This window comes from Nocardia sp. NPDC047648, from assembly GCF_040642815.1.
In the GTDB taxonomy this organism is placed as follows: Bacteria; Actinomycetota; Actinomycetes; order Mycobacteriales; family Mycobacteriaceae; genus Nocardia; species Nocardia gamkensis.
Genome location: NZ_JBEYSX010000012.1, coordinates 156332 through 181803, shown reverse-complemented (window position 1 = coordinate 181803; position 25472 = coordinate 156332). Strand labels below are relative to the sequence as shown.

The 25472-nt window shown below is 66.6% G+C and carries 21 protein-coding genes; 7 read left to right on the top strand and 14 right to left on the bottom strand.

The genetic code is table 11. From position 1 onward, the window contains the following. Positions 1-160: 160 nt before the first annotated feature. Positions 161-1003 carry a class I SAM-dependent methyltransferase gene (locus ABZ803_RS24565; protein ID WP_357042464.1) on the bottom strand — a complete coding sequence of 281 codons (843 nt, stop codon included), beginning with the start codon at positions 1001-1003 and terminating at the stop codon, positions 161-163. Between the two features lie 590 nt (positions 1004-1593). On the opposite strand from ABZ803_RS24565, the gene ABZ803_RS24560 reads away from it, so the two are divergent. From ABZ803_RS24560 to ABZ803_RS24550, 3 genes are all read left to right on the top strand, one after another. Next, positions 1594-4167, top strand: coding sequence for an AAA family ATPase (locus ABZ803_RS24560; RefSeq protein ID WP_357042462.1), 2574 nt, complete (start codon positions 1594-1596; stop codon positions 4165-4167). Positions 4168-4219: 52 nt separating this feature from the next. Then, on the top strand, positions 4220-6160 hold the full coding sequence (locus ABZ803_RS24555) for an FAD-dependent monooxygenase (protein WP_357042460.1): 1941 nt from the start codon (positions 4220-4222) through the stop codon (positions 6158-6160). A gap of 326 nt (positions 6161-6486) precedes the next feature. Further along, positions 6487-7377 carry a helix-turn-helix transcriptional regulator gene (locus ABZ803_RS24550; RefSeq protein ID WP_357042457.1) on the top strand — a complete coding sequence of 297 codons (891 nt, stop codon included), beginning with the start codon at positions 6487-6489 and terminating at the stop codon, positions 7375-7377. A gap of 84 nt (positions 7378-7461) precedes the next feature. Here the strand turns inward: ABZ803_RS24550 and ABZ803_RS24545 are convergent, their stop codons facing one another. Then, the gene (locus ABZ803_RS24545) at positions 7462-7812 is read right to left on the bottom strand and encodes a hypothetical protein (RefSeq protein WP_357042454.1); all 351 of its coding nucleotides are present in this window, start codon (positions 7810-7812) and stop codon (positions 7462-7464) included. A 722-nt stretch (positions 7813-8534) separates the two neighbouring features. Between ABZ803_RS24545 and ABZ803_RS24540 the strand changes: the two genes are divergently transcribed. The 3 genes from ABZ803_RS24540 to ABZ803_RS24530 all read left to right on the top strand — a co-directional run bounded on the left by ABZ803_RS24540 (position 8535) and on the right by ABZ803_RS24530 (position 11008). Then, positions 8535-9617: a tyrosine-type recombinase/integrase gene (locus ABZ803_RS24540; protein ID WP_357042451.1), complete on the top strand. Its 1083-nt coding sequence runs from the start codon at positions 8535-8537 to the stop codon at positions 9615-9617. Between the two features lie 91 nt (positions 9618-9708). After that, positions 9709-10185, top strand: coding sequence for a GNAT family N-acetyltransferase (locus ABZ803_RS24535; protein WP_357042448.1), 477 nt, complete (start codon positions 9709-9711; stop codon positions 10183-10185). A 1-nt stretch (position 10186) separates the two neighbouring features. Beyond that, positions 10187-11008, top strand: a complete 822-nt coding sequence (locus ABZ803_RS24530; protein WP_357042445.1) for a hypothetical protein — start codon at positions 10187-10189, stop codon at positions 11006-11008. Between the two features lie 12 nt (positions 11009-11020). Here ABZ803_RS24530 and ABZ803_RS24525 read toward each other — a convergent pair whose 3' ends face one another. The 8 genes from ABZ803_RS24525 to ABZ803_RS24490 all read right to left on the bottom strand — a co-directional run bounded on the left by ABZ803_RS24525 (position 11021) and on the right by ABZ803_RS24490 (position 20101). Further along, the gene (locus ABZ803_RS24525; RefSeq protein ID WP_357042443.1) at positions 11021-11992 is read right to left on the bottom strand and encodes an SCO2521 family protein; all 972 of its coding nucleotides are present in this window, start codon (positions 11990-11992) and stop codon (positions 11021-11023) included. Position 11993: 1 nt separating this feature from the next. Beyond that, positions 11994-13004, bottom strand: coding sequence for an SCO2522 family protein (locus ABZ803_RS24520; protein WP_357042439.1), 1011 nt, complete (start codon positions 13002-13004; stop codon positions 11994-11996). Continuing rightward, the gene (locus ABZ803_RS24515) at positions 13005-13919 is read right to left on the bottom strand and encodes an SCO2523 family variant P-loop protein (RefSeq protein ID WP_040864019.1); all 915 of its coding nucleotides are present in this window, start codon (positions 13917-13919) and stop codon (positions 13005-13007) included. A gap of 8 nt (positions 13920-13927) precedes the next feature. Then, positions 13928-15778 (bottom strand): SCO2524 family protein, encoded by a 1851-nt coding sequence (locus tag ABZ803_RS24510; RefSeq protein ID WP_357042436.1) that lies wholly within the window; start codon positions 15776-15778, stop codon positions 13928-13930. A gap of 182 nt (positions 15779-15960) precedes the next feature. Then, positions 15961-16728 (bottom strand): enoyl-CoA hydratase/isomerase family protein, encoded by a 768-nt coding sequence (locus ABZ803_RS24505; protein ID WP_357042433.1) that lies wholly within the window; start codon positions 16726-16728, stop codon positions 15961-15963. Positions 16729-16730: 2 nt separating this feature from the next. After that, positions 16731-17819, bottom strand: coding sequence for an acyl-CoA dehydrogenase family protein (locus ABZ803_RS24500; RefSeq protein WP_357042430.1), 1089 nt, complete (start codon positions 17817-17819; stop codon positions 16731-16733). Beyond that, positions 17806-18711 (bottom strand): acyl-CoA dehydrogenase family protein, encoded by a 906-nt coding sequence (locus tag ABZ803_RS24495; protein WP_357042427.1) that lies wholly within the window; start codon positions 18709-18711, stop codon positions 17806-17808. Before ABZ803_RS24495 ends, ABZ803_RS24500 begins: the two co-directional genes overlap by 14 nt. Next, positions 18689-20101, bottom strand: a complete 1413-nt coding sequence (locus tag ABZ803_RS24490; RefSeq protein ID WP_357042424.1) for an AMP-binding protein — start codon at positions 20099-20101, stop codon at positions 18689-18691. The genes ABZ803_RS24495 and ABZ803_RS24490 overlap by 23 nt, the downstream gene beginning before the upstream one ends. Before the next feature lie 75 nt (positions 20102-20176). Here ABZ803_RS24490 and ABZ803_RS24485 point away from each other — a divergent pair, with 75 nt between their 5' ends. Beyond that, positions 20177-21220 carry a ferredoxin--NADP reductase gene (locus tag ABZ803_RS24485; RefSeq protein WP_357042421.1) on the top strand — a complete coding sequence of 348 codons (1044 nt, stop codon included), beginning with the start codon at positions 20177-20179 and terminating at the stop codon, positions 21218-21220. Positions 21221-21426: 206 nt separating this feature from the next. Here ABZ803_RS24485 and ABZ803_RS24480 read toward each other — a convergent pair whose 3' ends face one another. Genes ABZ803_RS24480 through ABZ803_RS24465 form a run of 4 tightly spaced genes read right to left on the bottom strand, consistent with a single transcriptional unit; the run spans position 21427 to position 25439 of the window. After that, the gene (locus ABZ803_RS24480; RefSeq protein WP_357042418.1) at positions 21427-22473 is read right to left on the bottom strand and encodes a CoA transferase; all 1047 of its coding nucleotides are present in this window, start codon (positions 22471-22473) and stop codon (positions 21427-21429) included. Beyond that, a complete protein-coding gene (locus ABZ803_RS24475; protein ID WP_357042415.1) occupies positions 22470-23426 on the bottom strand; it encodes an LLM class F420-dependent oxidoreductase in 957 nt (318 codons plus the stop codon). Before ABZ803_RS24475 ends, ABZ803_RS24480 begins: the two co-directional genes overlap by 4 nt. A 37-nt stretch (positions 23427-23463) precedes the next feature. Further along, positions 23464-23862, bottom strand: a complete 399-nt coding sequence (locus ABZ803_RS24470) for a cobalamin B12-binding domain-containing protein (RefSeq protein ID WP_357042412.1) — start codon at positions 23860-23862, stop codon at positions 23464-23466. Next, positions 23862-25439 carry a methylmalonyl-CoA mutase family protein gene (locus tag ABZ803_RS24465; RefSeq protein ID WP_357042409.1) on the bottom strand — a complete coding sequence of 526 codons (1578 nt, stop codon included), beginning with the start codon at positions 25437-25439 and terminating at the stop codon, positions 23862-23864. The genes ABZ803_RS24470 and ABZ803_RS24465 overlap by 1 nt, the downstream gene beginning before the upstream one ends. Between the last annotated feature and the right edge of the window lie 33 nt (positions 25440-25472).

The window sequence follows — 25472 nt, the reverse complement described above, 5'->3', positions numbered from 1 at the left end:
GCCGGCGCACGCGCGCTAGAACGGCACCGCGTTCCTCGCGATGAAATCGACGCGGAAGTCTGACATCCCCGCCCTCACCTCACCTCACCTGCAGCTCGTCCCGCCATATGCTGCTCACCTACCATGGCGGGAAGCTGATCCCCAGCGACCGGAGGGGCAGTCACGCCGTACAGGCATACACCAGATGGGGTCCCGAATCCGTGACACGAGAGCCGACAGGGACGCCGTATGAGGTAAGCAGCTCGATCGCGGAGCGGTCGTCGACATGGCTGTAGCCGAAGTCCTGCAAGATGTCACGTATCTCTTCTGCGGTGAAGAAAGTCAGCCACGGTTCGCCCGCTGCGGCGACGCGATCAGCACGTGCTTGCACCTGGGCAGCCGTCAGATCGTCGGGACTTGCGGCGACCGGGTAGAAGTAGTCGAAAACTACCTCAGACTTGGCGTGGCTGGCGATGTACCGGAGCGTCTCGTCGACCGACGCTCTCGTGAGGTAGACGGCAACGCCGAGCCAGACGTACACGGCACTGCGATTGCTGTCGAGGCCCGCTCTTGCTAACCCGGCGGCCAGTGTCGTGTTCTCGAAATCGACTGGAACGAACGTCAGCGAGTTCGGAATCGCCATCCGCGCTCCGGACAAGCGGCGTCGCTTCCACTCCTGTGTGGCGGGGTGATCAACTTCGAAGATTCGCGCCTTTGCGCTGCCGTGGCGGTAGGCGGTCGTGTCGAGTCCGGCACCGAGGATCACCACCTGGTCAGTGCCCCTGGAGATTGCGGCCGCTACGGTGTCGTCTGCGAATCGACTGCGTGCATTGATGAACAACCTCCTCTGACGAACCAGGTCCGGATCCAGGCCGTGGTCGAACTCCGTTTCAGCTAAGACGGATTCACCGAGAATCCTCACAGCGAAAGGATCGGTGAACACCCGTGGCTCGTCGGCGAGCTGGTGGTAGGCCCGCGAATGCGCCACAGCCATCGCGGTTGCGCTCGGGCGTCCGGTCTGCATCCTCACCCTCTCATTGCTGGACTACCTCGCCGATCGGGTGCCGTGAGCCATCAGCACGATCAACGCTCAGACACCACCAGTCGCGCGGTCAGCATCCGGCGAACGCAGCCGTGTCGCCACACCAATCGCTCTGCGACGACTACCACCTCGGCTCGAGCATCGAGTATTTCCCGATGTAGACCAGTGACACATTGCCATCATCGTAAGATTCGCCGGAATAGGGAACTACCTACGCTTATACCTACCTACACCACTGACAAACGTTGGTGACCGATTGTCGGCGGGAGTAATGGCACGTCGAGGTGGACGCGCTGATTGCGGACAGCAAAGCCTCACACTTCCAAGTATCGAAAGGATAGGTAGCTACCTATGGACATACCTACCCATCCTCACCGAATACGGTTGGCACGCCCGCCCCTCGTCGATCCTCAGTTGCCAGCGCGTTCGGATCGACACGAGAAGGGCTCATATCAAGATGCCCAGGTCGCAATGGTGTTTCCGTCCAGTCGGGCATGAGTGTTGACAGCCATGAGTTGGGTCGGCCAGCAGGACATCGAAGACCGACCATCCTTTTCGGTTATAGTCCGCATATGCATAAACCAGGGGCGGGGCGTGTGGGAGGTGTACCGACGCCGACTCAGAACTTTGTCGGACGCGATCGAGAGCTGGAGCAGATCCACGACTACCTACTGACCCAGCGACTGGTCACGCTTGCAGGTCCGGGTGGGATCGGGAAAACAGCCTTGGCTGCTGAGGTGATCCGGCGAGTCAAAGCTAAGGACCGCGGCACTCAGGTCCACTGGGTACCCCTCGCACGGCTGCCAGCTGACTCGGACTACGCCGCGGTCGAGCGGGAGACGACCCGCATCGTGTTCCAGGGCGAGTTCTCCGGACGAACCGGGTGGGAAGCTCTAGTCGACGCATTGAACAGCGCCGGCACTGATGAGCCAGGCCGCCCCCAACGCACCATCCTTGTCTTGGACAACTGCGAGCACGTGCTCGACCCCATACTACTTTTCGTCACAGATCTCCTCGATACGCTCCCGGATCTCACCATCCTGGCCACCAGCCGGATCTCCCTCGGCTGGGCCGATGAGCGTGTAACGAATGTTCCACCGCTGACCAGGGAACAAGCCGCAGCGCTGTTTCGGCAGCGTGTCGAGCTCACCGGCCACCAGGTGATCGGCGAGGAAGAGTCGGAAATCGCCGCTGAAATATGCCGACACGTCCATCACCATCCCCTCTACATCCGGTTGGCCGCCGCCCGGCGGCGCTACCAGTCGCTGGCAGGGATCAGAGATGAACTCTCGGGCCGAGCCGACGACCAGCGGATGCAATGGTCGGCCGGGCCCCGCGCGGGGGTCGAACCCCGCCACAGGAAGGTCACTGACGTCATTCGATGGTCGTACGAATTGTGTTCCGACCAAGAACGACTGCTGTTCGACCGCATGTCGGTCTTCGCATCCGGATACGACACCCATCCCGACGACACGCACGCCGCCGCGGCAGATGTCGGAGCTGATCTGCACGCGATCCAAGCCGTGTGTGGTGACGAAGTCGACGATTCCGGCGACAACAGGGATGTTCGTCGCCCGCTGCCGCGCAATGAGATACAGCAGCTACTCGACAGGCTCGTCGATCAATCGCTGGTCACTATCCACATCACTACGTCGACGGTGCGCTACAGCCTGCTCGAAACCCTACGGCTGTTCGCGTGGAAGCAGCTGAGTCGACGCTCGGATAGCAGCGGAGAAGATCAATCGGTCTGCCTGGCTCATCGACATCTGAGGTACTACCGCGATCGAGTCACCGATGCCGCAGACCGCTGCTTCAGTCCACAAGAGCGAGACCTGCTGGACTGGGCCCGCGCATCCTGGGACAACATCCTCACAGCTATCGAAACGTCCCGCTCTTCGCCCAGCACGGCCGAGGCGGGTCTGGAGATCTGTATCGGACTGATTGCTCTCCGTGTCCCCTTCGTACAAGGGAGAATCCACGATATCCGGCGATTGACGGAGCGGTGTCTGCGTGCCACCGAGACTCTCAGTCCACAGCCGACTGCGCTGCAGGTATCTGCCAAGTCCGTGATCGCGTGGCTTGCCGTGCGGCAAGGGCAAGACGCCCATCGGTTGATCGAGGACGCCGCCGCCAGCATCCCCGAAACCGACATGGCCAGCTGGCGCAAGCAGCCTGAGATCGACTTCGGCCTTCCTCCGCGACTGGAGTTGGCCCGTGGCACAGAAATGGTGATGCGCGATCGGGATCCGAGAGCAATCGCAGTGCTTGAGCGGGCCCGTGACAAGTTCCATGATCTGGGCAATCGCGGCGGCGAAATGATGGCCGGTATGTTCGCCGGCTTCGCGGCGGCCCTGCTCGGATCACCGGAACAAGCTCACGCCATTTCCGAGCGTTGCCTCGAGCAAGCGCAAGTATCGGGCGCACGGTGGGCGGCTTCGTGGGCTGAGCTCAGCCGTGCCGTCGCCCTACTCAAGCATGGCGATCCCAATGAGGCGTTGGCGATCCTGGATGACGCCTTGCGTCATCAGCTGTCCGTTCGTGATCAGTGGGGTGCGGCGTGGGCGGTCGAGCTGCGGATTTGGGCATTGGCAGCCCTCACCATAAGGAACGGCAGCAGCCACCCGCAGAATCCGGCTCTGGCAAGGGAGATCGCCTACCTCGCTGGGGGCATGGGCGCCGTGCGAACGCGCCTGGGCATCGACATCGCATCGATGGGATCGTTCGCTGACCAGGCGCGCCAGGCTCGCGCCGCATCCCGCAAGGTGCTCGGTGCTGCCGCCTACGCGGATGCCGAGAAACGCGGTGCCCGCCTCGACCCTGTGAACAACGAGGTGCACCGCGTCGCTCTGCGCGAACTGAGTATGAACTTCGCACCGCTGCCTGCACCCGAGCCGTGGCGCACTCTATCGGAACCCCAGCTCGAGATCGCCATCCTGATTGCTGCCGAGTACACGAATCGTGCCATCGCCGCACGTCGAGGCGTCTCCCGGCGGACGATCGACGCGCAAGTCGCGGCTATATTCCAGAAGCTGAAGATCAAGTCGCGAGGGGAGGTAGCTGCGAGCATTCCCGCACATCTCACGCCAAGAATCGACGCCGCAGCACGAGAACGGCCCTCAGCTCCGAATCCTGACGATGTAACATAGGTAAGTGCCTCGGTAGGTATCTGCCGGTTATTCCGCATTCCATCTTCGTTGTGTGCATGTGAGAGTCGCGCTTGACGACCACAGCTTTCCCGCGATGGAAGGGCGCCATCCGAAGCCGGTCAGCGCTCTCTCACCGCTGGACGCCACAGGCACCGCACGAAGGATCACCATGTCACAAGCCGCTGTCTCGCGTGATGCGATTCTGATCGTTGGTGCTGGGCCAGCGGGTTTGACACTCGCCCTCGAATTGCTGCGCTGGGGCGTGCCATGTCGCGTGATCGACAAAAGGTCCGGTCCTGCCACGACATCGAGATCCTTCACCGTCCACATCCGAACCTTGGAAGGCTACGACAGGGCGGGGATCGTCTCGTCCGTGCTGGATATGGGCATTTGGAGCGGCGGGATGGTCTTCCATTTCGAAGGGGACGAGCAAGAGGCGGAGCGGCTTGCCTTCGAGCGATTGAGCCACCGTTATCCGGGCATCCTCCTGCTCGAGCAAGACCGCTTGGAATCCGTCCTGCGCGCTCACCTTGCTGCGCGCGGCGTGCTTGTGGAATGGAACACCGAACTTCGCGCTCTCACCACGAGTGACAGTGGACGCGTCACCGCGACCCTTGTACACACGGATGCCGGCACCCCAGTGGTAGAGGAGATCGTGAACCCTGACTGGCTGGTGGGATGTGATGGAGTGCGAAGCACCGTCCGCACCCTTCTCGGCCTGGATTTTCAAGGCGATGAGTACACCGGCAGCATGAGGATGATGGATGTCCCGGTGTTCGGCCTTCCGCACAAAGACGCGGATATCCATTACGACATCCATCGGGGGGAAATGCTGCTCACGGCACCGCTGCCCACCGAAGCGCAGCTTATTACCAACTACCGGGTCCTGATCCACGACCCCACGCCCGCGCGCAAAGCGAAACCCGAGCTTGATGCCGCTCGCGTGGAGTTCCAGCAGGCCATAGACAGGCACTTCGACGGCACCGTCATGCTCGGTGAGCCGAAGTGGGCCACCATCTTCGAGATCTGGCGACGCGTCAGCTCTGCCTACCGCATAGGCAATATCTTTCTGTGCGGCGACGCTGCACACGTTCATTCACCTGCCGGTGGCCAAGGCATGAACGCCGCCATCCAGGACGCGCTCAACCTCGGATACAAACTCGCAGGCGTCGCCGCAGGCGAAGCTCCGGACGACGTACTGGACACCTACGAGGCGGAACGCAGGCCGGTCGCCGAGCAAGTCATCGACGGCACCCATAGGCTGCACAGCTTCATGATGGCGCACGGCAAATCCATGGAGCACCGCCGCGCGGTCATCCGAGCACCCGGTTTCAAACAAGCTGCCGCCAAGCAAATTTCAGGACTGTCATACTCCTACCGCGAGGTCATAGCCCAGCCCCCCGGCATACTGCCCATGGAGGGCCTCAGAGCCGGAGACCGCGCCCCTGACGTGCCCATCACACCGACACTGTGGCTTCACGACCTGCTGCGACATCCGGGCTACACGCTGATGGCCCTGCAACAGCATCCGCAGTCCCCGCTGGCGGCATGGGCCGTGCACGCGGCGCAGCCCTACGGTCGACGATTACGAGTAGTAGCGATCGCCTCGACCGACTCCACCAAGCGGTGGCGGCGGCCATCGCGCAGGGTACAGCGCCGGCACTGCCGGTCGCGGCTGGGCTGGTGGCCGTGGAGGATCGACCGGGGCGCGCTCTCGCGCGCCACGGCATTGCCCCATGAGGTTGGCGCGGCCGCACCAACCCATGCCGTAGTCGCCAAAAGCAACGAAATTTTCGACATGTACGGCGATTCCGCCACGGACTCGCTGTGCTTGGTGCGACCAGACGGACATATCAGCCTGCGGTGCCGCGGAAACGACAAATCCGCACTACTCGCCATGCTGCAGACAGCACTGATAGCGGCCCCTGACATAAACGGCACCCACGCTCCCGCTGAGCCTCCGCTGGTCGCGCACGGCGCTGAGGACGTCTGAAGACCGGCCATGACCGAGACCACGACTATGAACGCGATGATCGCAAACCTCTGTCTATTCGCAGTCCCGACGCGGCACCGTGGGCACGCCGAGTTGGCGCAATCAGTGTTTCGACCACCCAGCATGTGCCCACAACGTCGATCCAACCCTGGTCGCGGCACAACCAAAGCCATCAGCGCAGAGAAGGAGCCGTAGGCATCGTCCAGAACCGGCTTCGGCAGCTAGCAACCCGATGCTCAGCAAGCCACGGCGCGGTGACGAGTCAGCCACCTCGGCGGCTACGGGTACATGACGAGGCAGCGCATCACAGAAGGACGAAGGCAACAATGAGAAAGTTGGTCGAGCGAATAGAACCACTCGGCACCGGCCCGAGACCGTCGACGCTCGGTGAATATATCAACTGGGTCCGATTGACCAGCGTCGTGCCAGAGAAGGTCCGACACCTCTCACCCCGGGGCAATGAACGCGGACTTACGTTGACACAGCTGGGCGCATTGCTCGATTCCTCTCTCAATACCGTCCAGAAGTGGATCCGCGACGAACGTACACCCTCCGACACCTATATCGACCTGCTCATAGAGCAACTGAGCGTCCCCTGGTACATCGCGGACGTCATGCGGGCGTTGGTCGCCCCGGATCTCTACCCGGTCTCCACCGAGCAGTGGCCGGAGCTGACCGACGACGACATCTCTTACCTCGAAAACCATAAAGGTCCAGCGTGTTTCCAAGGGCTGCTATACGACATCCCGCCTGGCGGGGCGAACCAGCAATGGTGCGAAGTGTTCCCCATGCTGCAGCCGGCACCCAGGGGCTCCAAACGCGCAGTCAACATCATAGATCTGATGCTCAATCATCCCGACTCCGAGAGATTCAGGAAGCGATTCGAGCGCATACAGGTACTGCTCTTCGGCGTACGCATTCTCCGACCCTTCGCCGACCCCATCAGATTCGCTGAAGTGTACGAAGCCTGCGCCAGATCACCACACTTCAGAAGACTATGGAAAAACGATCCTCTGCCGGAGATCATCGGCGATACAACCGTCGGAATCTACAACGCCGAAACCGGCCAATACGACATCTACGAAACCAGACAAACCGACGCCCACTTCCCACCCAGCCAACTCAAGACCTACTCGCTCTACCAGCCCACACCGAGACGCAATGACCTACTGGGCACCGCTGGATCGCTCGTTCACCAGCCGACCGCCCACAGCTGAGGGCCTTCCGTTCATGACCACATAGCCGAAGCCACCCAGCACGGCACCGCTCCCCAGTCAAATACTCGCTACTGGGGGGCTCTGTCATGCGCCGAGTTCGCCTGATAGTTCGAAAAATACACCCACCCTGGGTGGAATATCGAAAAAGTCACCCACGGTGTACACGCTAAAAGTCTTGACTACCCACCAGCCACGAATGAATGCTTGGGAAGCAATCAGCCGTTTGCCCGACAACACCAGCACCGCGAATCGCCGTTGCCGGCAAACGTCCTCAAGCAGCCTGACGCATGTCATGTCGAACGGACATAGCGCTGCGCCTTTGACATCGAGGTGGTCGAAACTTTGCGTACGCGAATGCAGCCATCGCAGGCGCACCTTATGGTGCCGCGTTGCGGGAAGGCCAGAACACTGCCAGAGGAAACCGATCGCGTCCACGGCCGGATCGGTCCTATTGGACCCGCCAGCCACCTTCGCCTCTTCTCAGTGTCATCCGATCGGAACCTGCTCCGCTCCTCCCCGCATGCGCGATGGCGGCCAAGCGCGCCGCCACTCGCACCGATGAGGCACGGAGTCGAGCTCGCCAGCGAGTGATGACCGATGAGCCAAGCACAGCCAGAGCATCCCGCAACCGCCCCATCAACCGCCCGGACACCGCATTGCGAGAAACCAGCATTGAATTCGGCCAGACATAGTCGACCGATGCTGCGGCCTCACGATGAATCAGTCGTGGGTTTCGACGACCTCTACAGTGCACGTCCGCGGATCGTCCAGTTTCCTGGCATCCCCTTTCACTACCCCACCACGATCATCGAGACACCGATCGGGCTGGCACACTGCGCAACAGCGACCATCGACCAACGCGGCCGCGTCAGCGACAGATCAGCCATCAGGAAGCTCGACTGGCATCCCGGCCAGCCAGTAACAATCCAGCACCAAGACCAACTCGCAGTCGTGGACCCTGCCGGCGACGGTCGCTGGGCCGTCGGCCCGAGCGGATACATCCACCTTCCGGCGAACGTCCGTCACGCCTGCGGCATGCAGCCTGGTGACCGGCTCCTACTCGTAGCGTCCCTTACTCTCCAGCGGCTCGTCGTGTACACAACGCCACTGGTGGCCACCGCTATCTCACAGTTCCGGCCCAATCTATGGGAGCCTCAATGACTTCCGAAGACGTCAGTACAGCGCTGCACTTGATCTCCAGACTGGGATTGAAAGTCGAAGACCTGCTCGACGAGTCGACACGACATGGGCCCGCACCAACTTTCGCACAGTACATTGCACAGGTCTCGGCTTCGGCATCAGAACAAACTCTCAAGAACTACGGATCCTATTGGAAGGTCCTCGAGCAGAGGTGGGGTGATAGACCCATCTCCGAGCCGACGTACACCGAGATCGAACAACTCGTCAGCGAACACCGGGTACGCGCGGGAGCTGCCGGACGATCGAATTCACGCGGCGGCGTCGGCGCCGCGGCGACCTTGGTATCAGCAATCCGCAAACTCTACCGCCACGCCGAACTCGACAGGTTGATCCACCCACTCGACAACCCGGCCGCGAGAGTCAGAAGAGCACGCCAGCCCAGAAGCCCCAGACACGCCCTTTCTCTCGACCATATCCGCGACATCGGCCACGTTGCCGCAACGACTGGCAATGACCGACCGCTGGACGCGCTGATTGTGCGCATCCTGATCGAAACAGCGTGTCGCCGCGGAGGACTCCTCGGCTTGACCATCGATGACCTCAACTCGCACGACTGCCTTGTCCGCCTTCGGGAGAAGGGTGGAACTGTTAGATGGCAACCCGTCTCTCCAACCTTGATGAAGAGGATTCTTGAGCACATCGAAGCCCGTGGTGGTGCGGAAGCGAACCAGCATGTCCTTCGGTACCGGGACGGAAGACCGGTCGGAGTAGCGCGCATCGACAACCTCTTCGAGCGCATCAGGAAATTCCTTCCGTGGGCTTCGTCGGTTGGAGTCTCCGCGCATTGGGTCCGCCACACGACGCTTACTTTCGTCGAACGAGAGTTCGGAATGGCGGTCTCCAGCGCCTACGCCGGCCACCAAGACAGGCCCGGGTCAGGCCCTACCACCCTCACCTACACCAAAGCCAGCCTGCTCGACGTCGTCGAGGCGCTCGTCGCCTTGACCGGCGAAGCCCACCCCCTGCTTCCCATCAGCACGCGACACCCACTGTCGTCCAGCGGATGGCGCAAGGCCGGTGAGACCGGCACGGTAGGGTAACGCACTATGAACCCACTTTTGTGGCGGATTCGCTGCGGAATGGGTGTTCTAAGCTGGAATCGACGGCCTATGCCCTGGCAGTAGGGAGCGGATGAACATCGCCAAAGCGCCTCAGGTGGAATACCGGCAGGCCTGCTTCGCCGATATCGAGGACATCGCGGCCATCGAGGCCGAGGTGTTCGCCGAGCCGTACCTGTACCTGATGCTGCGCCAGCTGTTCGACCTGCACGGATCCGAATGGCTGGTGGCCGAGGTGGAGGGCGCTGTGATCGGTTACGCGCTGACGCTGGAGAAGTCCGGCCGGGCACTGCTGTTCACCTTCGCGGTGGCCAAGAGGTACCAGGGCGAAGGATATGGCCACGCCCTGCTGACCCGCACCTTGCAGACCTGCCGGAAGATCGGCGCCGAGGTGGTGTATCTGACCGTGCGGCCGGACAACCGGCTGGCCGGCAACCTGTTCCAGCGCGCGGGATTCGAATTCGTCGAGCACGACGACCGGTACTTCGGGCCGGGCGAGCCGCGAGACGTTTTCGAGTACCGGCTGAAGGGCCGCCCGCTAGACTCGTGAGATGGGGGAGATTTCGCCCTTCGTCGCATCCGTCTCGACCCGGATCACAAGGCGCGCGGACGAATACACCGCCGAGATCGATCGGGGTGAGCGCCCGGAGCAGGCCGAGCTGGAGCGGTTCACCGCGCATGCCGAGGCGATCCTCGCCGACTACGACCCGCCCAGTGCGCGGCGGCATTCCGACTCGCTGGTCTTCCGGCACCTGTACACGGCCGCGCGGCAACCGGCGCCCGACGAGGCGGACTGGCGGGTGCCGAGCGCGATCCCGGCGGCGCTGCTGGCCGCCGAGGTCGAATTCCGTGGTCCGTTGCGGCTGAGCAGCCGGCAGAACACCATGCTGGCCGAGGAGTACGAACGGCTGGGTGCCCAACTCTCGGCGGCCGGATTGCCCGCTCATGCGGCGCTGGCCTACCGGAGAGGGGCCGCGCTGTACCGGATGAACGAGGACGACGAGGCGCAGGACCGCTGCGGTCTGCGGTTGGCCCTGGCCCGCACCCTCGCGTTGCCGCGGGGCCCACGGCGCTGGCCGGGGCGACTGTCCTACGTCCTGTGCGGCTACGGTTACCGGCCGTTCTGGCTGCTAGGCTGGGTGGCCGTGCAGCTGGTGCTGTTCACCGTCGCCGCTCTGCTGCTGAGTGGCAATTCCTCACCGGCTGCCACCGTCTACACGTGCGTGACCGGATTCATCAATCCGCTCGGACCCGGTGACACGGAGAATCTGCGCCCGGCCGCCCGGCCGCTGTTCGCCGTCGAAGCGTGGGCGGGCACGGTATCGATGTCGGTGTTCTTCGCGCTGCTGGTGCGCAAATGGTTCCGGATGTAGCCGGAGCGATCGCTACCATTCGGTGTCGAGTTCCTTGTGCCGCAACGCGTTCAGTGTCGCGACGGCGATCCGGTTCTGTAGCTGGGCGACGAGCGCGTTCCACTGACGGGACAATCCGGGATCGACCTGGAGCTCGCGCCACAACGCGCGCATCGACGCCGGGGTGTGGGCTCCGGGCATCCACAGCCCGGCGAGATCCTCGAGCACCGGGGCCAGGATGTCGGTGCGTTCCCGGCTGTGCGAGGGGAAGCGCTGCGCCTCCGCCAGCGCGGCGGTGACGACGGTCAGCAGCCAGTCGTGGGCGGCCAGATCCTCACAGAACCGTTGCGCAGCGTCCAGATCCGCCTCGTCGCGCACGATCAACCGGACGGTGCGGAGGGTGGCGTCGTCCAGGTGCAGGGCGGCGTCGGGGCCCGCGCTGCCCCCGATCCGGGCCGTCCAGCGCAGCCGGGTGGTTCCCGCCCGCACCGGCGGCGTCTGGTCGAGCCTGGGGTCGGCGCGCAGGCGTGTCAGCAGGCGTTCGCTGATCGAGGCCAGATCCAGTGTGTCGACGTCGGCCCGGCCGGTGAGGAACCCCTCGGCCAGAGCCGCACCGGCGGTGGCTCTTTCGGGGATGCGGCTGATGACCTCGGTCATCCCCTTCTGACTGAGGTAGTGCGACCAGGTCTGTCTGCGCCGGCCTGCCGCGCGCACCACCCGGGTGCACGCGGTGGATTGCAGTACGCGGCCGCCGGACAGGACGGCGCTGGTGGCCACGGTTCCGACGATGTGCGCGGTCTGCTCGCCCAAGGCCAGATCACAGTCGACGCCCACCGCGGTGGTCGGCGAGACCGCCAGGGTGCCCGGCCGCTCCCGCCAGCGCACCGTGCAGCCCGGCATGAGCGCCAGCAGATCGCAGGCCTCCGCGCCGGTCAGCGCGGTCGACGACGGCAGCAGGCAGGTGCGCACTTCACCGAGGACGACCAGAGGCGTGGTCGCGGCCATGTCAAGCTCCGTCGAGCAGCAGGTGGGAGAGCCGATCGCTGACCTTGCGCGGCACCGGCACCGGCGGCACCTCGCCCGCGCCGCGGGTGATGGTCTGCTCGACCACGTCGTCGTCGAGGTCGAGGTGGTCGAGCACCAGCCGCACGGCGTGCTCGATGCCGATGTACCGCTTGGGCAGCATCGACAGCGTCTTGTAGGCGGCGAACGGCGCGGCGGACGGATTGAGCTGCACCACCGGCGGCAGATCGGACCAGCGCCGCGGCGCGAGATCCTCGCGGTGCCACGGTTGCGGATCCGCCACGGCGGCACCGTGATAGCGCAGCATGCCGAGCCGCAGCAGATGCCAGACGGCGGCCAGGAACGGGCACGACCAACGAGTGACCGTCACCCCGTCGACGACGTGCCTGCTCCACAATTCCACGTCGAGGAAGATCGAATGCTCCCGGCGGCCGAACTCCTCCGGTGGCCGATAGGTACGCCGGCGCATGGCTTGATTGTGTTCGTCCTCCGAGGACCGGCGTCCGTTGCACAGCCAGCCCGATTCCGCGGTCGGCGGCCTGCGGCCGGTACTCGGCGGCGCGGGCTCGGCGACGATGCGCGCGGCCACCATCTCCGCCACGGGAATCGGCTCACCGAACGCCACACCCTCGACGAACTTCGAGGCCCGCCAGCAGCCGGATTCGCGGGCCAGGTAGTCGATGACCAGTCCGGATTCCTCCGCGGCGTCCAGCAGCTTGGTGAGAATGGCGGAGGGATCGGTGTCGGGATGGAAATAGTCGTCGATCAGATAGCAGGTGCTCACGCGGGCGTTCGGGCCGAACTGCACCTTGGCCGACTCGATGAAGGCCGACACCAAGGGCACGATGCGGCGGAACTCCGCGGTGACCCGCTCGATGTCGGCGGTGATCTCGTTGAGGTAGAAGTGCCCGACCTCGATAGATAAGTGCGACAACGGAACCGAAGCGATCCGAGGTTGCTCGGTCGCCTCGCTGTAGCCCTGTGCATCCCGCATCTACAGCCTCTCCCACGTGGCGATGTCGACCAGTCGGCGAGCCAGTTCGGCATAGGCCAGCGCGGTCTCGGCGTTGGCGATCTGGGCGTTCACGTCGGCGTCGAGGATGAGCTGTTCGCGCCGCTGCAACACCGGTTCCATCGGGGTGTCGCCGAGCTTCGCGGTCGCGCCGAGCCGTTTGGCCGTGGCCAGCCGCCGCAACGCGGTGTCCTGCTCTTGCAGCCACGCCGCCTGCGCCGGGCGCTGGGCCACCCCGTCCCAGTTGGCGTCGGGCACCGCGGTGCGCACATAACGCACCGAGCCGAGCAACTCCTCCGGGTCGTGGCCGCATTCGGCGCCCGCCTTCAGCAGACCGTGCGGGCCGTACACCAGACCGGCGGCGGCCACGATGTGCTGGCGAGTCCAGCGGTGGAAGATCAACCAGCGGGCGGTGCGCCTGCGCAGTTGCGGCAACGCGGTGGCCTGTAGAGCGATCTGCAGGGCGGCCGACCGGCCCGCGCTCAGATCCACGATCACCACGCGGAACTCCTGATCCAGCGCCACCAGCAGTTCCGCGCAGCGCTCCACGACGGCGTCGTCACCGGTGAGGAATTCGGCGCCGCCCTCGTCGCCGGGCAACAGCACCAACCGGCCGGAGTTGGGACCGATCCGGCGCAGGTCCGGCCGATCGGTCGCCGCGCCGACGTCGACACGGGCCACGGTTCCGCTCTCGCCGAGCAGGTAGGAATGCACGCCGCCGCGCGGCACGCCGCGTTCGGCCGCACCGATCTCGAACAGCGCACCGGCGGTGGGCGAGCCGAGGTCGAAGTCGGCGTAGGCGACATCGAGGCCGGAAAGACACAGCCGGTAGGCGATGTTGCAACTGGTCACCGAGCGTCCGGTGCCGCCCTTGTCGGAGGTGGAGAACACCAGCATGCCTGCCCCTACCGCGTCGCGTCCCGGCGGGCGTACGCCAGTTCGTCGAGCTGGACCAACGCCTGGGTGGCGAGGCTGTACGCGGTACCTGGACGCTCGCGCAGCACCCGGCGGGCTCGGTCGAGCGATTGCCGGATCCGGTTGACCGCGGCCTGTTTCGGCGAGAAGTCCTGGCCCTCGACCTCCAGTTCCTCCTGATTGAGCAGATGCTCGGCCTCGCTGAGCAGGTCCACCGCGCGGGCGACCATCGCCTGGGGGGCCAGCGGGGGTTGCTCGAAGGTGCCGTACGCGATGACCAGGCACTCCATCATCCGCTCCGTGACGAACCAGGACGGCCCTTCCAGCCGCGTGTCCGCCGCGCCGACCACCCGGCCGATGTCGTCCCACAGGCCGATCACCGGGCCGTCCCGCAGCACTCGCTGGTCGAGATGATCCATCGCGGCCTCGGCCAGCGCCATCAGCCGGTCGCGGGTGTCCACGTCGGTGCGCAGGCGCGCGGCCTGCAGGCACCGTTTGAGCAGCATTGTCGCGAAATCCGGCACATACCAGACCAATTGGGTTCCCTCGGCGGCGTCCTCGCTGCCCGCCAGGTTCAGTCGCACGCCCGGATAGTGCAGCGGCGCTGCGGGATCACCCACGGTGAACCGGCTGGTGATGCGTCCGCGGCGGGCCAGTTGATCGAGCACCGCCACCGTGCGGGTCAGATCCTCGGTGCTCTCCCGGTAGACCAGGTCCTGGATCAGCATGGCGGTGACCACGAGACTGAAATACTCCGATTCCTCGCCGTCGGCGGTGCGCCACGGGATGTCCTCCAGCGGCCAGCGGCCGTTGCCGAAGCGAGCCACCCTCGACCAGTAGTTGCGGGTCAGCTCGAAGCGCAGTTGCAGCGCGTCGGCGAGAGTGCGCTGCTCGTCGGTCAGCAGATCGAGTTCCCGGATGCGCTGCGACGACAGGTCGATGATGCCGTCGAGGGCGACAGCGGTGAAATACAGGTACGGACGGGGCTCCGCGTGCCCGGTCGCGCTGCTGACCCGGCCCGGCACGAGGTCGATGGGTTCGGCGCTGCGCACGATGCCCCAGCTCCAGCCGCATTCGAACAGCCGCCCGTCGTCGGCGATATCGACCTCGGTGGTCTGGCTGAGCCTCACCTCGTTGGCCGCCTGCACCCGTAGGCGTTCCAGCTGGGCCGACAGCCGTTCGATGATCTCGTCGGGCGGTGTGCGGGTCTGGTTGAGCATGTAGATGATCGACTGCCCGAACTCGGTGGTCGGCTCCGGTGTGTGGATGACGAAACTGCGGACCAGGCCCGCCATCGCGGCGGTGAGCCGCGCGCTGACCAGCTCGATCACCGCGGGGATCCGCGCGCGCAATTGCCGGGCCTCCAGCCGGACCTCGCCACTGACGAAGCGAAGGAACCCGCGCAGGAACCGCAGCGCCGCGATGCACAGGCTCAGCGACATCGAATAGGAGTCGACCACCTCCACCGCCGATTGCGCCTCGGTGAGCGTGCCGCCGTCGCCGGAGCGCAGGTATGAGCCGCTGGCGAAGACCGGCTCGCCGTCGGGTCCGGTGTAGCGGCGCAGATATTCCTCCACCAGGGCGACCAGAACCCCGCCGATGCGGGTCTCCTCGCCGAATGGGGCGAGCGCGGACCTGACGTCGGGACTCATGTCGTTCGGCTGGTCCAGCGCGAACGCCTCGATCTCGGTCGCGGGATACAACAGGCAGAGCAGCTGCTCGGCGTCGCTGATGGAATTGGCGCCGTCGCGTCCGCCCCAGATCCACGTTCCGTCCGGATAGGAACAGGCGAGCACCGCTCGCCACAGCTCGAGCAACTGCTGCCTCGGCCGAATCCTCATCTGCTGTCGGACCTCGCCCCCGCGTTCGACCGGCCGCGCCGGACGTCGTTACATAGAGTGTGCCCCGCGGATGTTCACTTGGCCAAGCACAGTTTACGGGGGCACGGTTTGCTACGAATTGTCTTGCGGGCCATGTTCTTCGCGATCACGCGGCGAGAACGATCGCGGCCTGCGATCCGGCGTCACTCCCGTCCCGCGGTGAGGGTGGCGATCACCGCCCGGAACTCCGCGGTCTGGAAGGACAGATCCTCCGCGGTGGTCGCGTAGTCCAGGGTTGCCAGCACCGCGCGTTCCAAGTGCAGGTTCAGCAGGCGCTTGGTGCTCTCGACCGCCTGGCGGGGCAATTCCAGGATGCGTTTCGCGCAGGCCAGCGCCTCGGTGCGCGGATCGGCGACCACGTGGTTGACCAAGCCCATCTCGCGGGCCCGCGCGGCGGGGATCTTCGCGCCGGTGAGCGCGTACTCCTTGGCCAGCAGGAGGCTGGTGTGCAGCGGCCAGGTCAGCGGTCCACCGTCCGCGGCGACCAGGCCGACCTGGACATGCGGGTCCTTCAGATAGGCGGTCTCGGCGATGTAGGCGATGTCGCTCAGCGCGACCAGGCTGCAGCCGAGGCCGACCGCGGGACCGTTCACCGCCGCCACCACCGGCACCCGGCACCGGGCCATGCCGAGCACGATGTCGCGGCCGTGCGCGATCGTCTTGGCGCGCAACTCGGCATCGCTGCCCAGCTCGGCGAGATAGGCGAAGTCCCCGCCCGCCGAGAACGCCTTGCCCGCGCCGGTGAGCACCGCGACGCGCGCCTCCCGGTCGTCGGACAGGCGGGGCCAGAGCCGGGCCAGACCGGTGTGCAGGTCGTCGTTGACGGCGTTGAGCGCGTCGGGCCGGTTGAGCGTGATGATGCGGATCGGTCCGTCGGCTTCGACGTGGATCTCTTCCGGCAAGTCGTACATGGTCAAACTCCTAATCCGAGGATGCGCGAGGCGATGATGTTCTTCTGGATCTGCGAGGTGCCGCCCATGACGCTCTGGGCGCGGCTGTAGAAGTAGCTGCCGAGCAGATCCGGATCGTCGGTACCGCCGACGGCGAGCGCGGCGTGCCCGACCGACTGGTCCACCCAGGTCATGAGCAGTTTGTCCAGTGATCCGTCGGGACCGTGCACCACGCCGTCCAGCTGTTCGGACAGCCGCCGCCGCACATGCAAGCGCAGCATCTCGGTCTGCACCGCCGCCCAGGACAGTTCCTCCGGCGCGCGGCCGTCGAGCCGGGAGGCCAACTCGCGCACCAGTTTTCCGTAACGGGCCGCGTACCCGAGGGTGGAGGGCTCGCGTTCGTGCCCGACGACGGTCATCGCCAGCTTCCAGCCGTCACCGGGCTCGCCGACCATCTGATCGGCGGGCACCGTCGCACCGTCGAAGAGCACTTGCCCGAACTCCCTGGTGACACCGCTGATCATCGCCAGCGGACGCTGCTGCACGCCGGGCTGGGCCATGGCGATCACGAACGCCGAGATGCCTTTGTGCCGTGGCGCGTGCGGGTCGGTCCTGGCCAGCAGCAGACACCAGTCGGCGACGTCGGAGTAGCTGGTCCAGATCTTGTGACCGTGCACCACGTAGTGGTCACCGTCGCGGGTCGCGGTGGTGCGCAACGCGGCGAGGTCGGAGCCCGCGCCCGGCTCGCTGAAGCCCTGGCACCAGCGCTGGGTGCCGTCGATCATGCCGGGCAGGAAGCGCCGCTGCAGTTCCTTGCTGCCGTGGCGGCCCAAGCCCTGCACGAGGTAGCCGAGGCTGGGGCGCGGCGGCGCGCCGGCGAGCGCGAGTTCCTCGTCCACGATCACGTCGTAGACCGGTGGCAGCTCGTGTCCGCCGAATTCCTTCGGCCAGGACAACCCGAAGAATCCCGCCGCGTACAGCGCGCGATGCCATTCGCCCTGCCGCGCCCAGTAGTCGTCGCCCGAGGTCGGGAACGTCACGGCCGTCTCGGCCAGCCAGGCGCGCAGCCGCGCGCGGAATTCGGCCTCCTGCGATGAATCACGAAAGTCCAAGGTCGATCTCCTCCAGGCGAACGGGGAACAGTTCGGTCGAGACCAGCGCGCGCCGCAGGTAGACGTGGGCCAGGCACTCCCAGGTGTTGCCGATGCCGCCGTGCACCTGGATCGAGGTCTCGCAGACGGTGCGGGCGGCCCGTGCGGTATAGACCTTGGCGATCCGCGCGGCCTGTAGCGCTCGCGCCGGAGCCAATTCGTCGACCGCCCAGGCCGCGTGCCGCAGCACGCTGATCGCCCCTTCGATCAGCGCGCGATTCTCGGCCAGCAGATGCGCCACGGCTTGGTAGGACCCGATCGCGCGGCCGTACTGCTCGCGGACCTTCGCGTACTCGACGGCGAGATCCTGTGCGCCGCGGGCGACGCCGAGCAGGTCGGCGGTGGTCGCGGTGACGGCCAGCGCGTGCCATCGGGTGGCCTCCTCGGCCGCGAGTTCCCCGATGTGCCTGCGCTCGTCCGCGACCGCCGCGATGCGCCGGGTCAGATCCGCGCCGGGCAGGGTGGCACCCAGTGGTGCGGCCAGGACCGACTCGCCGGCGACGAGCAGCGCCCCTTCGCTGCCGCGCGCGTCGACGGCGCGGTCACCGACCGCGATCGTCCAGCCGCGATCGTCGGCGCCGCAGCGGCTGCGCAGGTCGTCGGCGAGCACCGGGCCGAGGAAGGCGACGTCGACCAGACCGCGGCCGAACTCCTCGGCCACGATCGCGACCTCGACCCCGGAGGCGCCGTCGGTGCGCAGGGCGCGCCAGCCGGTGGCCGCGACGGTTCGTTCCAGGCGCGCGAGGCGGTGTTCGTCGTCGAGACCGGCGACCGACCCGGGGCCGAGGTCGTCGGCCAATTTCGCCGCGGCATCGCGCAATTGCCGTTGCTCACTCGTCAGACGGACGTCCATAGCGCTCCTTCAGTACTCGGCGCAGCGCCTTGCCCGAGGGCAGGCGCGGGATCTCGGGCACGAACACGACGCGGCGCGGCCGCTTGTACCGGGCCAGGCGCTCGCCGACCAGGGCGATCAGTTCGTCGGCGGTGACCGACTCCGCGCAGGCCACCGCCGCGACGATCGCCTCGCCGTCCGCGGCGTCGGGCTCACCGAACACGGCGCAGTCGGTCACCTCCGGGTGACCGTGCAGCACGGCCTCGATCTCGGCGGGCGCCACTTGGAAACCGCGCACCTTGATCATCTCCTTGGCCCGGTCGGTGAGCCGGATCCAGCCTTCGTCGTCGACGTAACCGACGTCGCCGGTGCGATACCAGCCGTCGTCGAAGGCGCGGGCGGTCTCCTCGGCGGGCAGGTAGCCCGCCATCACCGACTCCGCGCGGCATTGGATCTCGCCGATCTCCTTGGGCGGCAGGACTTCTCCGGTGTCCAAGGCGACCACCCGTACGCGCACGCCGGGTGCGGCCTTGCCCACCGTGTCCAGCCGCGCGTCGTCCAGCGGGTTGCACGCGATCACCGGTAGCTCGCTCGCGCCGTAGGCGGGCACCCAGCGCACTCCCGTCCGCCGGGTGACGGTTTCGGCCACGCCGACCGTCACCGGCGTCGCGCCCCACATGATGTAGCGCAGCGAACCGAGGTCGTAGGACTCGAGCCGCGGGTGCCCGGCGAGGGCGAGAGCGATGGGCGCGACGGCCATTTCGACGGTGATCCGGTCGTCCTGGATGCAGCCGAGCATCGTCTCCAGGTCGAAGCGGCGGTGCAGGCGCATCCACGCACCCGTTCGCAGCGCGGTCACGATGTTCAGCAGCCCCAGGATGTGCGAGGGTGGCGTGGCGATCTGGATCCGGTCGCTCGCGGTGAGGCCGAGAACCTCGGTCCACTGGCGCACCGCGACCGCCAACGACGCGTGGGTGTGCCGCACCGCCTTCGGCATTCCGGTGGTGCCGGAACTGAACACCAGCACGGCGTCCGAGGCCGGATCCGGCGGCGCGTCGCCGCGACGGGCGGGGACGATCGGCGCGTCCAGATGCCGCATCGGCAGCACCTCGGCCAGCACCGGATTGTCGCCGACGCCCTGGCTCGGCCCGGCGACCGCCACCGCGTGCGCGACCTCGTCGCGCTTCCACGCCGGGCTGATCAGCACCGCCGCGGCGCCCAGCCGCCAGATGGCCAGCACCGCGACGACGAACTCCGGCCGGTTCGACGACATGAGCGCGACGCGGTCTGCGGCGCGCACTCCGCGCTCGGCCAGTTCTGCCGCCAGACCGGCCGCGAGATCGTCCAGTTCGGTCCGCGGGTAGGCCCGGCCCTCGAAGACGAGCGCGCTCGAAGCGGTGGTCGAGAACATTTGAGAGATCCCGTCTCGTGAGTGAGAATATAATTCTCATTCGGATAGAATCTTCATACCAGGAGGACGCGGTCCATGGCGAGACCCTCTTTGTTCCAGCGCGCGACCGTGACCCGGATCGTGAAGGAGAGCGCCGACGCGCGCACGTTCGTGCTCGCGCCGCACGACGGGCCGATTCCCTACCGCGCCGGACAGTTCTGCACGTTCAAGATCGCCGTGAACGGAACGGAGCTGTTCCGGTCGTACTCGATGTCCAGCGCGCCGGAGACCGACGGCGAATTGATGACGACGGTCAAGCGGGTGCCGGGCGGGGCCGTGTCGAATTGGATGCACGACCATCTCTCCGAGGGCGACGAGGTGGAGATGACCAAGGCGGCCGGGCGGTTCTGCCTGCGCGAGACCGACCTACCGCTGCTGGGCTTCAGCGGCGGCAGCGGCATCACGCCGATCCTGTCGCTCACCAAGTGCGCGTTGGCCACCACGCGGCGGCGGATCCGGCTGCTGTGCGCGGACCGCGACGCCGATTCGGTGCTCTTCGAGGCGATTTTGACCGAGCTGGCGCGGCGCTACCCGGACCGGCTCGAGGTGGTCCGGCACCTGGACGCCGAGGGCGGCTTCCTCGACGCCACGGCGGTGCGCGCCTTCGTCGGGACCGAGAGCCACGCCGATCACTACGTCTGCGGACCCGAGGCGTTCATGGAGATGGTCGAACTGGCGCTCCCGGGTCCGGGGGTGGTGTTCAGCGAGCGGTTCGGTGCGCCCGCGCCCCTTCCCGACGCCGTGGACGACGCCCCGGCCGACAGCGTGACCCGCCCGTCGACGGCTCCTTCCGCACCGCCCGCGGCGGCGGGCAGCGTGACGATCATCCTCAACGGCAAGAAGAAGACGGTGCCACGCAAAGACGGCGAGACTCTGCTGGAGAGCGCCCGCCGGGGCGGGCTGGCCCCGCCGTTCTCGTGCGAGGCGGGCAACTGCGCCACCTGCATCGCCAAGGTGACCACGGGAAGCGCGACGCTACGCCAGAACAACGCACTGACCGATGACGAACTGGAAGACGGCTACGTGCTCACCTGCCAGGCCGTACCGGACACCGAGACGATCACCGTCGACTACGAGTGAGCCCGAGCGGTTGCCCGCCGCCGCGAGTGCCGCGACACCGGCGGCGCGCCGTCGCATGGGCCGGTGCGCCGGTCCGTCAGCAGGAGTAACCCGCGCCCCGCGGAGACGAATATGCCGCGCAGAGTATGCGATTCATGCGGTCAGGCGAGTTGTACGACCGCGTCGGCACCGTCCGGGTCAGCTGAACGCATCCGGCTGACCGCGCTTCAACCCCCGTGTTCACCCAGCCGCGGCGGCGGCCCGTACCGCGGCTCGTAGCCAGCGATCCGGATGGGGCTGCCGACGAGCCGGAACTCCCCCGCCGTCACCACCGCCGCGGGTTCGGCATCCAGCGCCTCCGGCAGGTCACGCACCGCGGCGGCGGGTATACCGAGCGGACGCAGCCTTCGTTCCCAGCCGGTCGCGGTATCGGCCGCGAGCGCGGCGGTCACCGCGGCCAGCACCTCGACGCGACGGGTCACCCGGTCGGCCATCAGCTCGAATCCGTCGACACCCGCCTCCGCGGCGAAGGTCTTCCAGAACCCGTCGTGGGTGACGAACAACGCGAGATAGCCCTCGGCGGTCGGAAAGATCTGCGCCGGAACGTAATACGAATGCGCCCCATAAGGGCGGCGCTGCGGCCGCTTACCGTCGTTCAGGTAGGCGGCGGCATGGTAATTCAGTTGCGAGAGCATGACTTCGAACAGCGACACGTCGACCTGGCCGCCACGGCCGGAGACGATCTGGGCCAGCAGCCCCAGCGCCGCCGTGAGACCGGTCGAGTTGTCCGCCGACGAGTACCCCGGCAGCGTCGGCGGGCCCGCGGGATCACCGGTGAGGGCGGCGATCCCGGCCGCCGCCTGGATCACGTAGTCGAAGGCCGGATCGTCGCCGCCGTACAGGCCGTAGCCGGTGATCGCGACACAGACGATCTTCTCGTTCCACCGGCGCAACGCCTCGTAGGTCAGACCGAGCCGCCGGATCGCCGAGGGTTTGAGGTTCACCAGCAGCGCGTGTGACCCGGCGACGAGTTCGCCGAGCCGCGCTTGTCCCTGCTCGGTGCTCAATTCCACGCGGATACTGCGTTTTCCGCGGTTCAGGCTGGCGAAGTAGCTGTCGCTCACTCGACGGGAGATGTCGCCGCCCGCCGGTTCCAGTTTGGTGACTTCCGCGCCCAGATCGGCGAGCATCATGGTGGCGTAGGGGCCTGCCAGCATGGTCCCCACCTCCAGGATCCGGATCCCGGCCAGCGGCCCCGCTCCCGCAGGACTCACCGCGACGCCCTGGCGAGTTCGGCGATCATCTCCCGGGTGCGCTGCTTGGACGCCACCAGTTCCTCGCGGGTTTCGCCGATCGGCAGCAGCCGCACCGAGACATCTGTGGCGCCCGCCTCCGCGTAGCGGCGCAATCCGGCCGCGATCTGCGCTTCGTCGCCGGCCAAGCACAGGTCGCCGATGTCACGGGCGTCGCCTTGGTCGAGCAACCGTTGATAGTTGGGGGAGATCTCGGCCTCGCCCAGAATGCGGTTGGCCCGCTCGCGCGCCTCGTCCACCCGGCCGGGCTCGCACAGGCACACCGGCAGTCCGGCGACCACACGCGGAGCCGGGCGGCCCGCATCGGCTGCCGCTTTGCCGATCTTCGGGACGACGTGATCGGCGATCGCGCGCTCGTCGGCCATCCACAGCACGGTGCCGTCGGCTCGCTCGCCCGCGATGCGCAGCATCACCGGTCCCAGCGCGGCGACCAGCACCGGCACGGGCGCCACCGGCCCGAGATCGAGCGGGTTGTGCACGGTGAACGTCGCGTTCCGCACGTCCACCCGGCCCGGCCCGCGCAATCCGGCGTGCAGCACCTCGAGGTAGTCGCGGGTGTAGGCGGCCGGTTTGTCATAGGGCAGGCCGAGCATGTCCCGCACGATCCAGTGGTGCGAAGGGCCCACGCCCAGCGCCAGCCTGCCCCCGGCCGCGGCATGCGCCGAAAGCGCCTGCCGGGCCAGGGCGATCGGATGTTGCGCCTGTAAGGGCACGACCGCGGTGCCCAGCTCGATGCGGGAAGTGCGCAGCCCCATCGCGGCGATCGTGATCAGCGCGTCGAAATCGGTGGGGATCTGCGGAATCCACGCCGTGTCCAGACCCGCCGACTCCGCCCACTCGATGTCGCGCAGCATCCGTTCGAGCTTGCGCCCCGAATCGCCCTTCTCCGGCCCGATCATCACTCCGATGCGCACGATTCCTCCAAGCTGTCCGAAGTCGGCACCCGGCCGGTCATGGGGCCGGGTGCCCGGTCAACGCGCGGATCTCGGTGACGAGCGTCTCCAGCGGAGTGCTCGTCGGAAAGACCGCTGCCGCACCGGCTTCCAGTAGCCGCGGCACGTCCGCCTGCGGGATGGTTCCACCGACCACCACCGCGATGTCGCCCGCGTCGGCGGCGCGCAATCCGTCCACCACCCTGGTGGTGAGCGCGACGTGCGCGCCGGAGAGGATGCTCAGGCCGACGACGGCCACATCCTCTTGCAGCGCGATGGCGACGATGTCCTCCACACGCCGGCGGATTCCGGTGTAGATGACCTCGAATCCGGCGTCGCGCAGCGTGCGGGCGACGATCTTGGCGCCGCGATCGTGCCCGTCCAGGCCCGGTTTGGCGACCAGCACACGAGCGGGCATCAGAACACCACCGGCTGCTGGAATTCGCCCCACACCGACTTCAGCGCGGCGGTCATCTCGCCCACCGTGCAATAGGCGTTCGCGCAATCGATGAGTCGATGCATGAGGTTCTCGTCTCCTTCCGCGGCGCGCGAGAGAGCGGCCAGTGTGTCGCGGACGGTCCCGGCGTCGCGCTCGGATCGCACCCGGGCCAGCCGCTTCAACTGCCGTTCGCGCCCGTCGGCGTCGAGTTCGTAGGTGCCGATGTCCGGCGCGGGCTCGTCGGAGACGAACTTGTTCACCCCGACCACCGGGCGCTCACCGGATTCCACCGCCTGGTGCAGCCGGTAGGCCTCGTCGGCGATCAGGCCCTGCAGGTAGCCGTCCTCGATACAGCGCACCATGCCGCCGTGCTGCTCGAGGTCGTGCATGATCTCGATGATCTTGGCCTCGGTGGCGTCGGTGAGCGCCTCGACGAAGTAGGAGCCGCCGAGCGGGTCGGCCACCCTGGTCACCCCGGTCTCGTAGGCGAGCAGCTGCTGGGTGCGCAGCGCCAGCGTCGCGGATTCCTCGCTGGGCAGTGCGAACGGCTCGTCCCACGCGGCGGTGAACATCGACTGCACGCCGCCGAGCACCGAGGCCAGCGCCTCGTAGGCGACGCGAACCAGGTTGTTCTGCGCTTGGGGCGCGTAGAGCGACGCGCCGCCCGCCACGCAGCCGAAGCGGAACATCGAGGCCTTGTCGGTGGTCGCGCCGTAGCGTTCGCGCACGATGGTGGCCCACCGGCGGCGTCCGGCGCGGTATTTCGCGATCTCCTCGAAGAAGTCGCCGTGGGTGTAGAAGAAGAACGAGATCTGCGGGGCGAACTGATCGATGGTCATCCGGCCGCGTTCGATCACGGTGTCGCAGTAGGTGACGCCGTCGGCCAGCGTGAAAGCCATCTCCTGCACGGCGTTCGCGCCCGCATCCCGAAAGTGCGCGCCCGCCACCGAGATCGCGTTGAACCGTGGCACCTCGGCCGCGCAGAACTCGATGGTGTCGGCGATCAAGCGCAAGGACGGCTCCGGCGGCCAGATCCAGGTGCCGCGCGAGGCGTACTCCTTGAGGATGTCGTTCTGGATCGTGCCGGTGAGCTTCGCGCGCGGCACGCCCTTCTTCTCCGCGGCCGCCACGTAGAAGGCCAGCAGGATCGCGGCGGTGCCGTTGATGGTGAAGCTGGTGCTGATCCGGTCCAGCGGGATGCCGTCGAAGAGCACTTCGGCATCGGCGAGGGTGTCCACCGCGACGCCGACCCGGCCGACTTCTTCGCTCACCTCCGGATCGTCGGAGTCGTACCCGCACTGGGTGGGCAGATCCAGCGCGACCGACAGCCCGGTACCGCCTTGCTCCAGCAGATACCGGTAGCGGCGGTTGGACTCCTCCGCGGTCCCGAAGCCGGAGTACTGCCGGAAGGTCCACAGCCGCCCCCGGTAGCCGGTCGCGAAATTGCCGCGGGTGAAGGGGTAGGCGCCCGGAGCGGGCGGCTCATCCCGCCGGGCGTCCGGTCCGTAGCTCGGCTCCAGCGGGATCCCGGAGGAGGTCTGCACTTGGTTGTTCATCATTGAATACCGTACTTGCGAAAAATGAGAATG

Bases quoted from the DNA above. Each gene is read 5' to 3' on its own strand.
- ABZ803_RS24565 (WP_357042464.1), bottom strand. From the start codon at position 1,003: ATGCAGACCGGACGCCCGAGCGCAACCGCGATGGCTGTGGCGCATTCG.
- ABZ803_RS24560 (WP_357042462.1), top strand. From the start codon at position 1,594: ATGCATAAACCAGGGGCGGGGCGTGTGGGAGGTGTACCGACGCCGACT.
- ABZ803_RS24550 (WP_357042457.1), top strand. From the start codon at position 6,487: ATGAGAAAGTTGGTCGAGCGAATAGAACCACTCGGCACCGGCCCGAGA.
- ABZ803_RS24540 (WP_357042451.1), top strand. From the start codon at position 8,535: ATGACTTCCGAAGACGTCAGTACAGCGCTGCACTTGATCTCCAGACTG.
- ABZ803_RS24535 (WP_357042448.1), top strand. From the start codon at position 9,709: ATGAACATCGCCAAAGCGCCTCAGGTGGAATACCGGCAGGCCTGCTTC.
- ABZ803_RS24530 (WP_357042445.1), top strand. From the start codon at position 10,187: ATGGGGGAGATTTCGCCCTTCGTCGCATCCGTCTCGACCCGGATCACA.
- ABZ803_RS24525 (WP_357042443.1), bottom strand. From the start codon at position 11,992: ATGGCCGCGACCACGCCTCTGGTCGTCCTCGGTGAAGTGCGCACCTGC.
- ABZ803_RS24520 (WP_357042439.1), bottom strand. From the start codon at position 13,004: ATGCGGGATGCACAGGGCTACAGCGAGGCGACCGAGCAACCTCGGATC.
- ABZ803_RS24515 (WP_040864019.1), bottom strand. From the start codon at position 13,919: ATGCTGGTGTTCTCCACCTCCGACAAGGGCGGCACCGGACGCTCGGTG.
- ABZ803_RS24510 (WP_357042436.1), bottom strand. From the start codon at position 15,778: ATGAGGATTCGGCCGAGGCAGCAGTTGCTCGAGCTGTGGCGAGCGGTG.
- ABZ803_RS24505 (WP_357042433.1), bottom strand. From the start codon at position 16,728: ATGTACGACTTGCCGGAAGAGATCCACGTCGAAGCCGACGGACCGATC.
- ABZ803_RS24495 (WP_357042427.1), bottom strand. From the start codon at position 18,711: ATGGACGTCCGTCTGACGAGTGAGCAACGGCAATTGCGCGATGCCGCG.
- ABZ803_RS24490 (WP_357042424.1), bottom strand. From the start codon at position 20,101: ATGTTCTCGACCACCGCTTCGAGCGCGCTCGTCTTCGAGGGCCGGGCC.
- ABZ803_RS24485 (WP_357042421.1), top strand. From the start codon at position 20,177: ATGGCGAGACCCTCTTTGTTCCAGCGCGCGACCGTGACCCGGATCGTG.
- ABZ803_RS24470 (WP_357042412.1), bottom strand. From the start codon at position 23,862: ATGCCCGCTCGTGTGCTGGTCGCCAAACCGGGCCTGGACGGGCACGAT.
- ABZ803_RS24465 (WP_357042409.1), bottom strand. From the start codon at position 25,439: ATGAACAACCAAGTGCAGACCTCCTCCGGGATCCCGCTGGAGCCGAGC.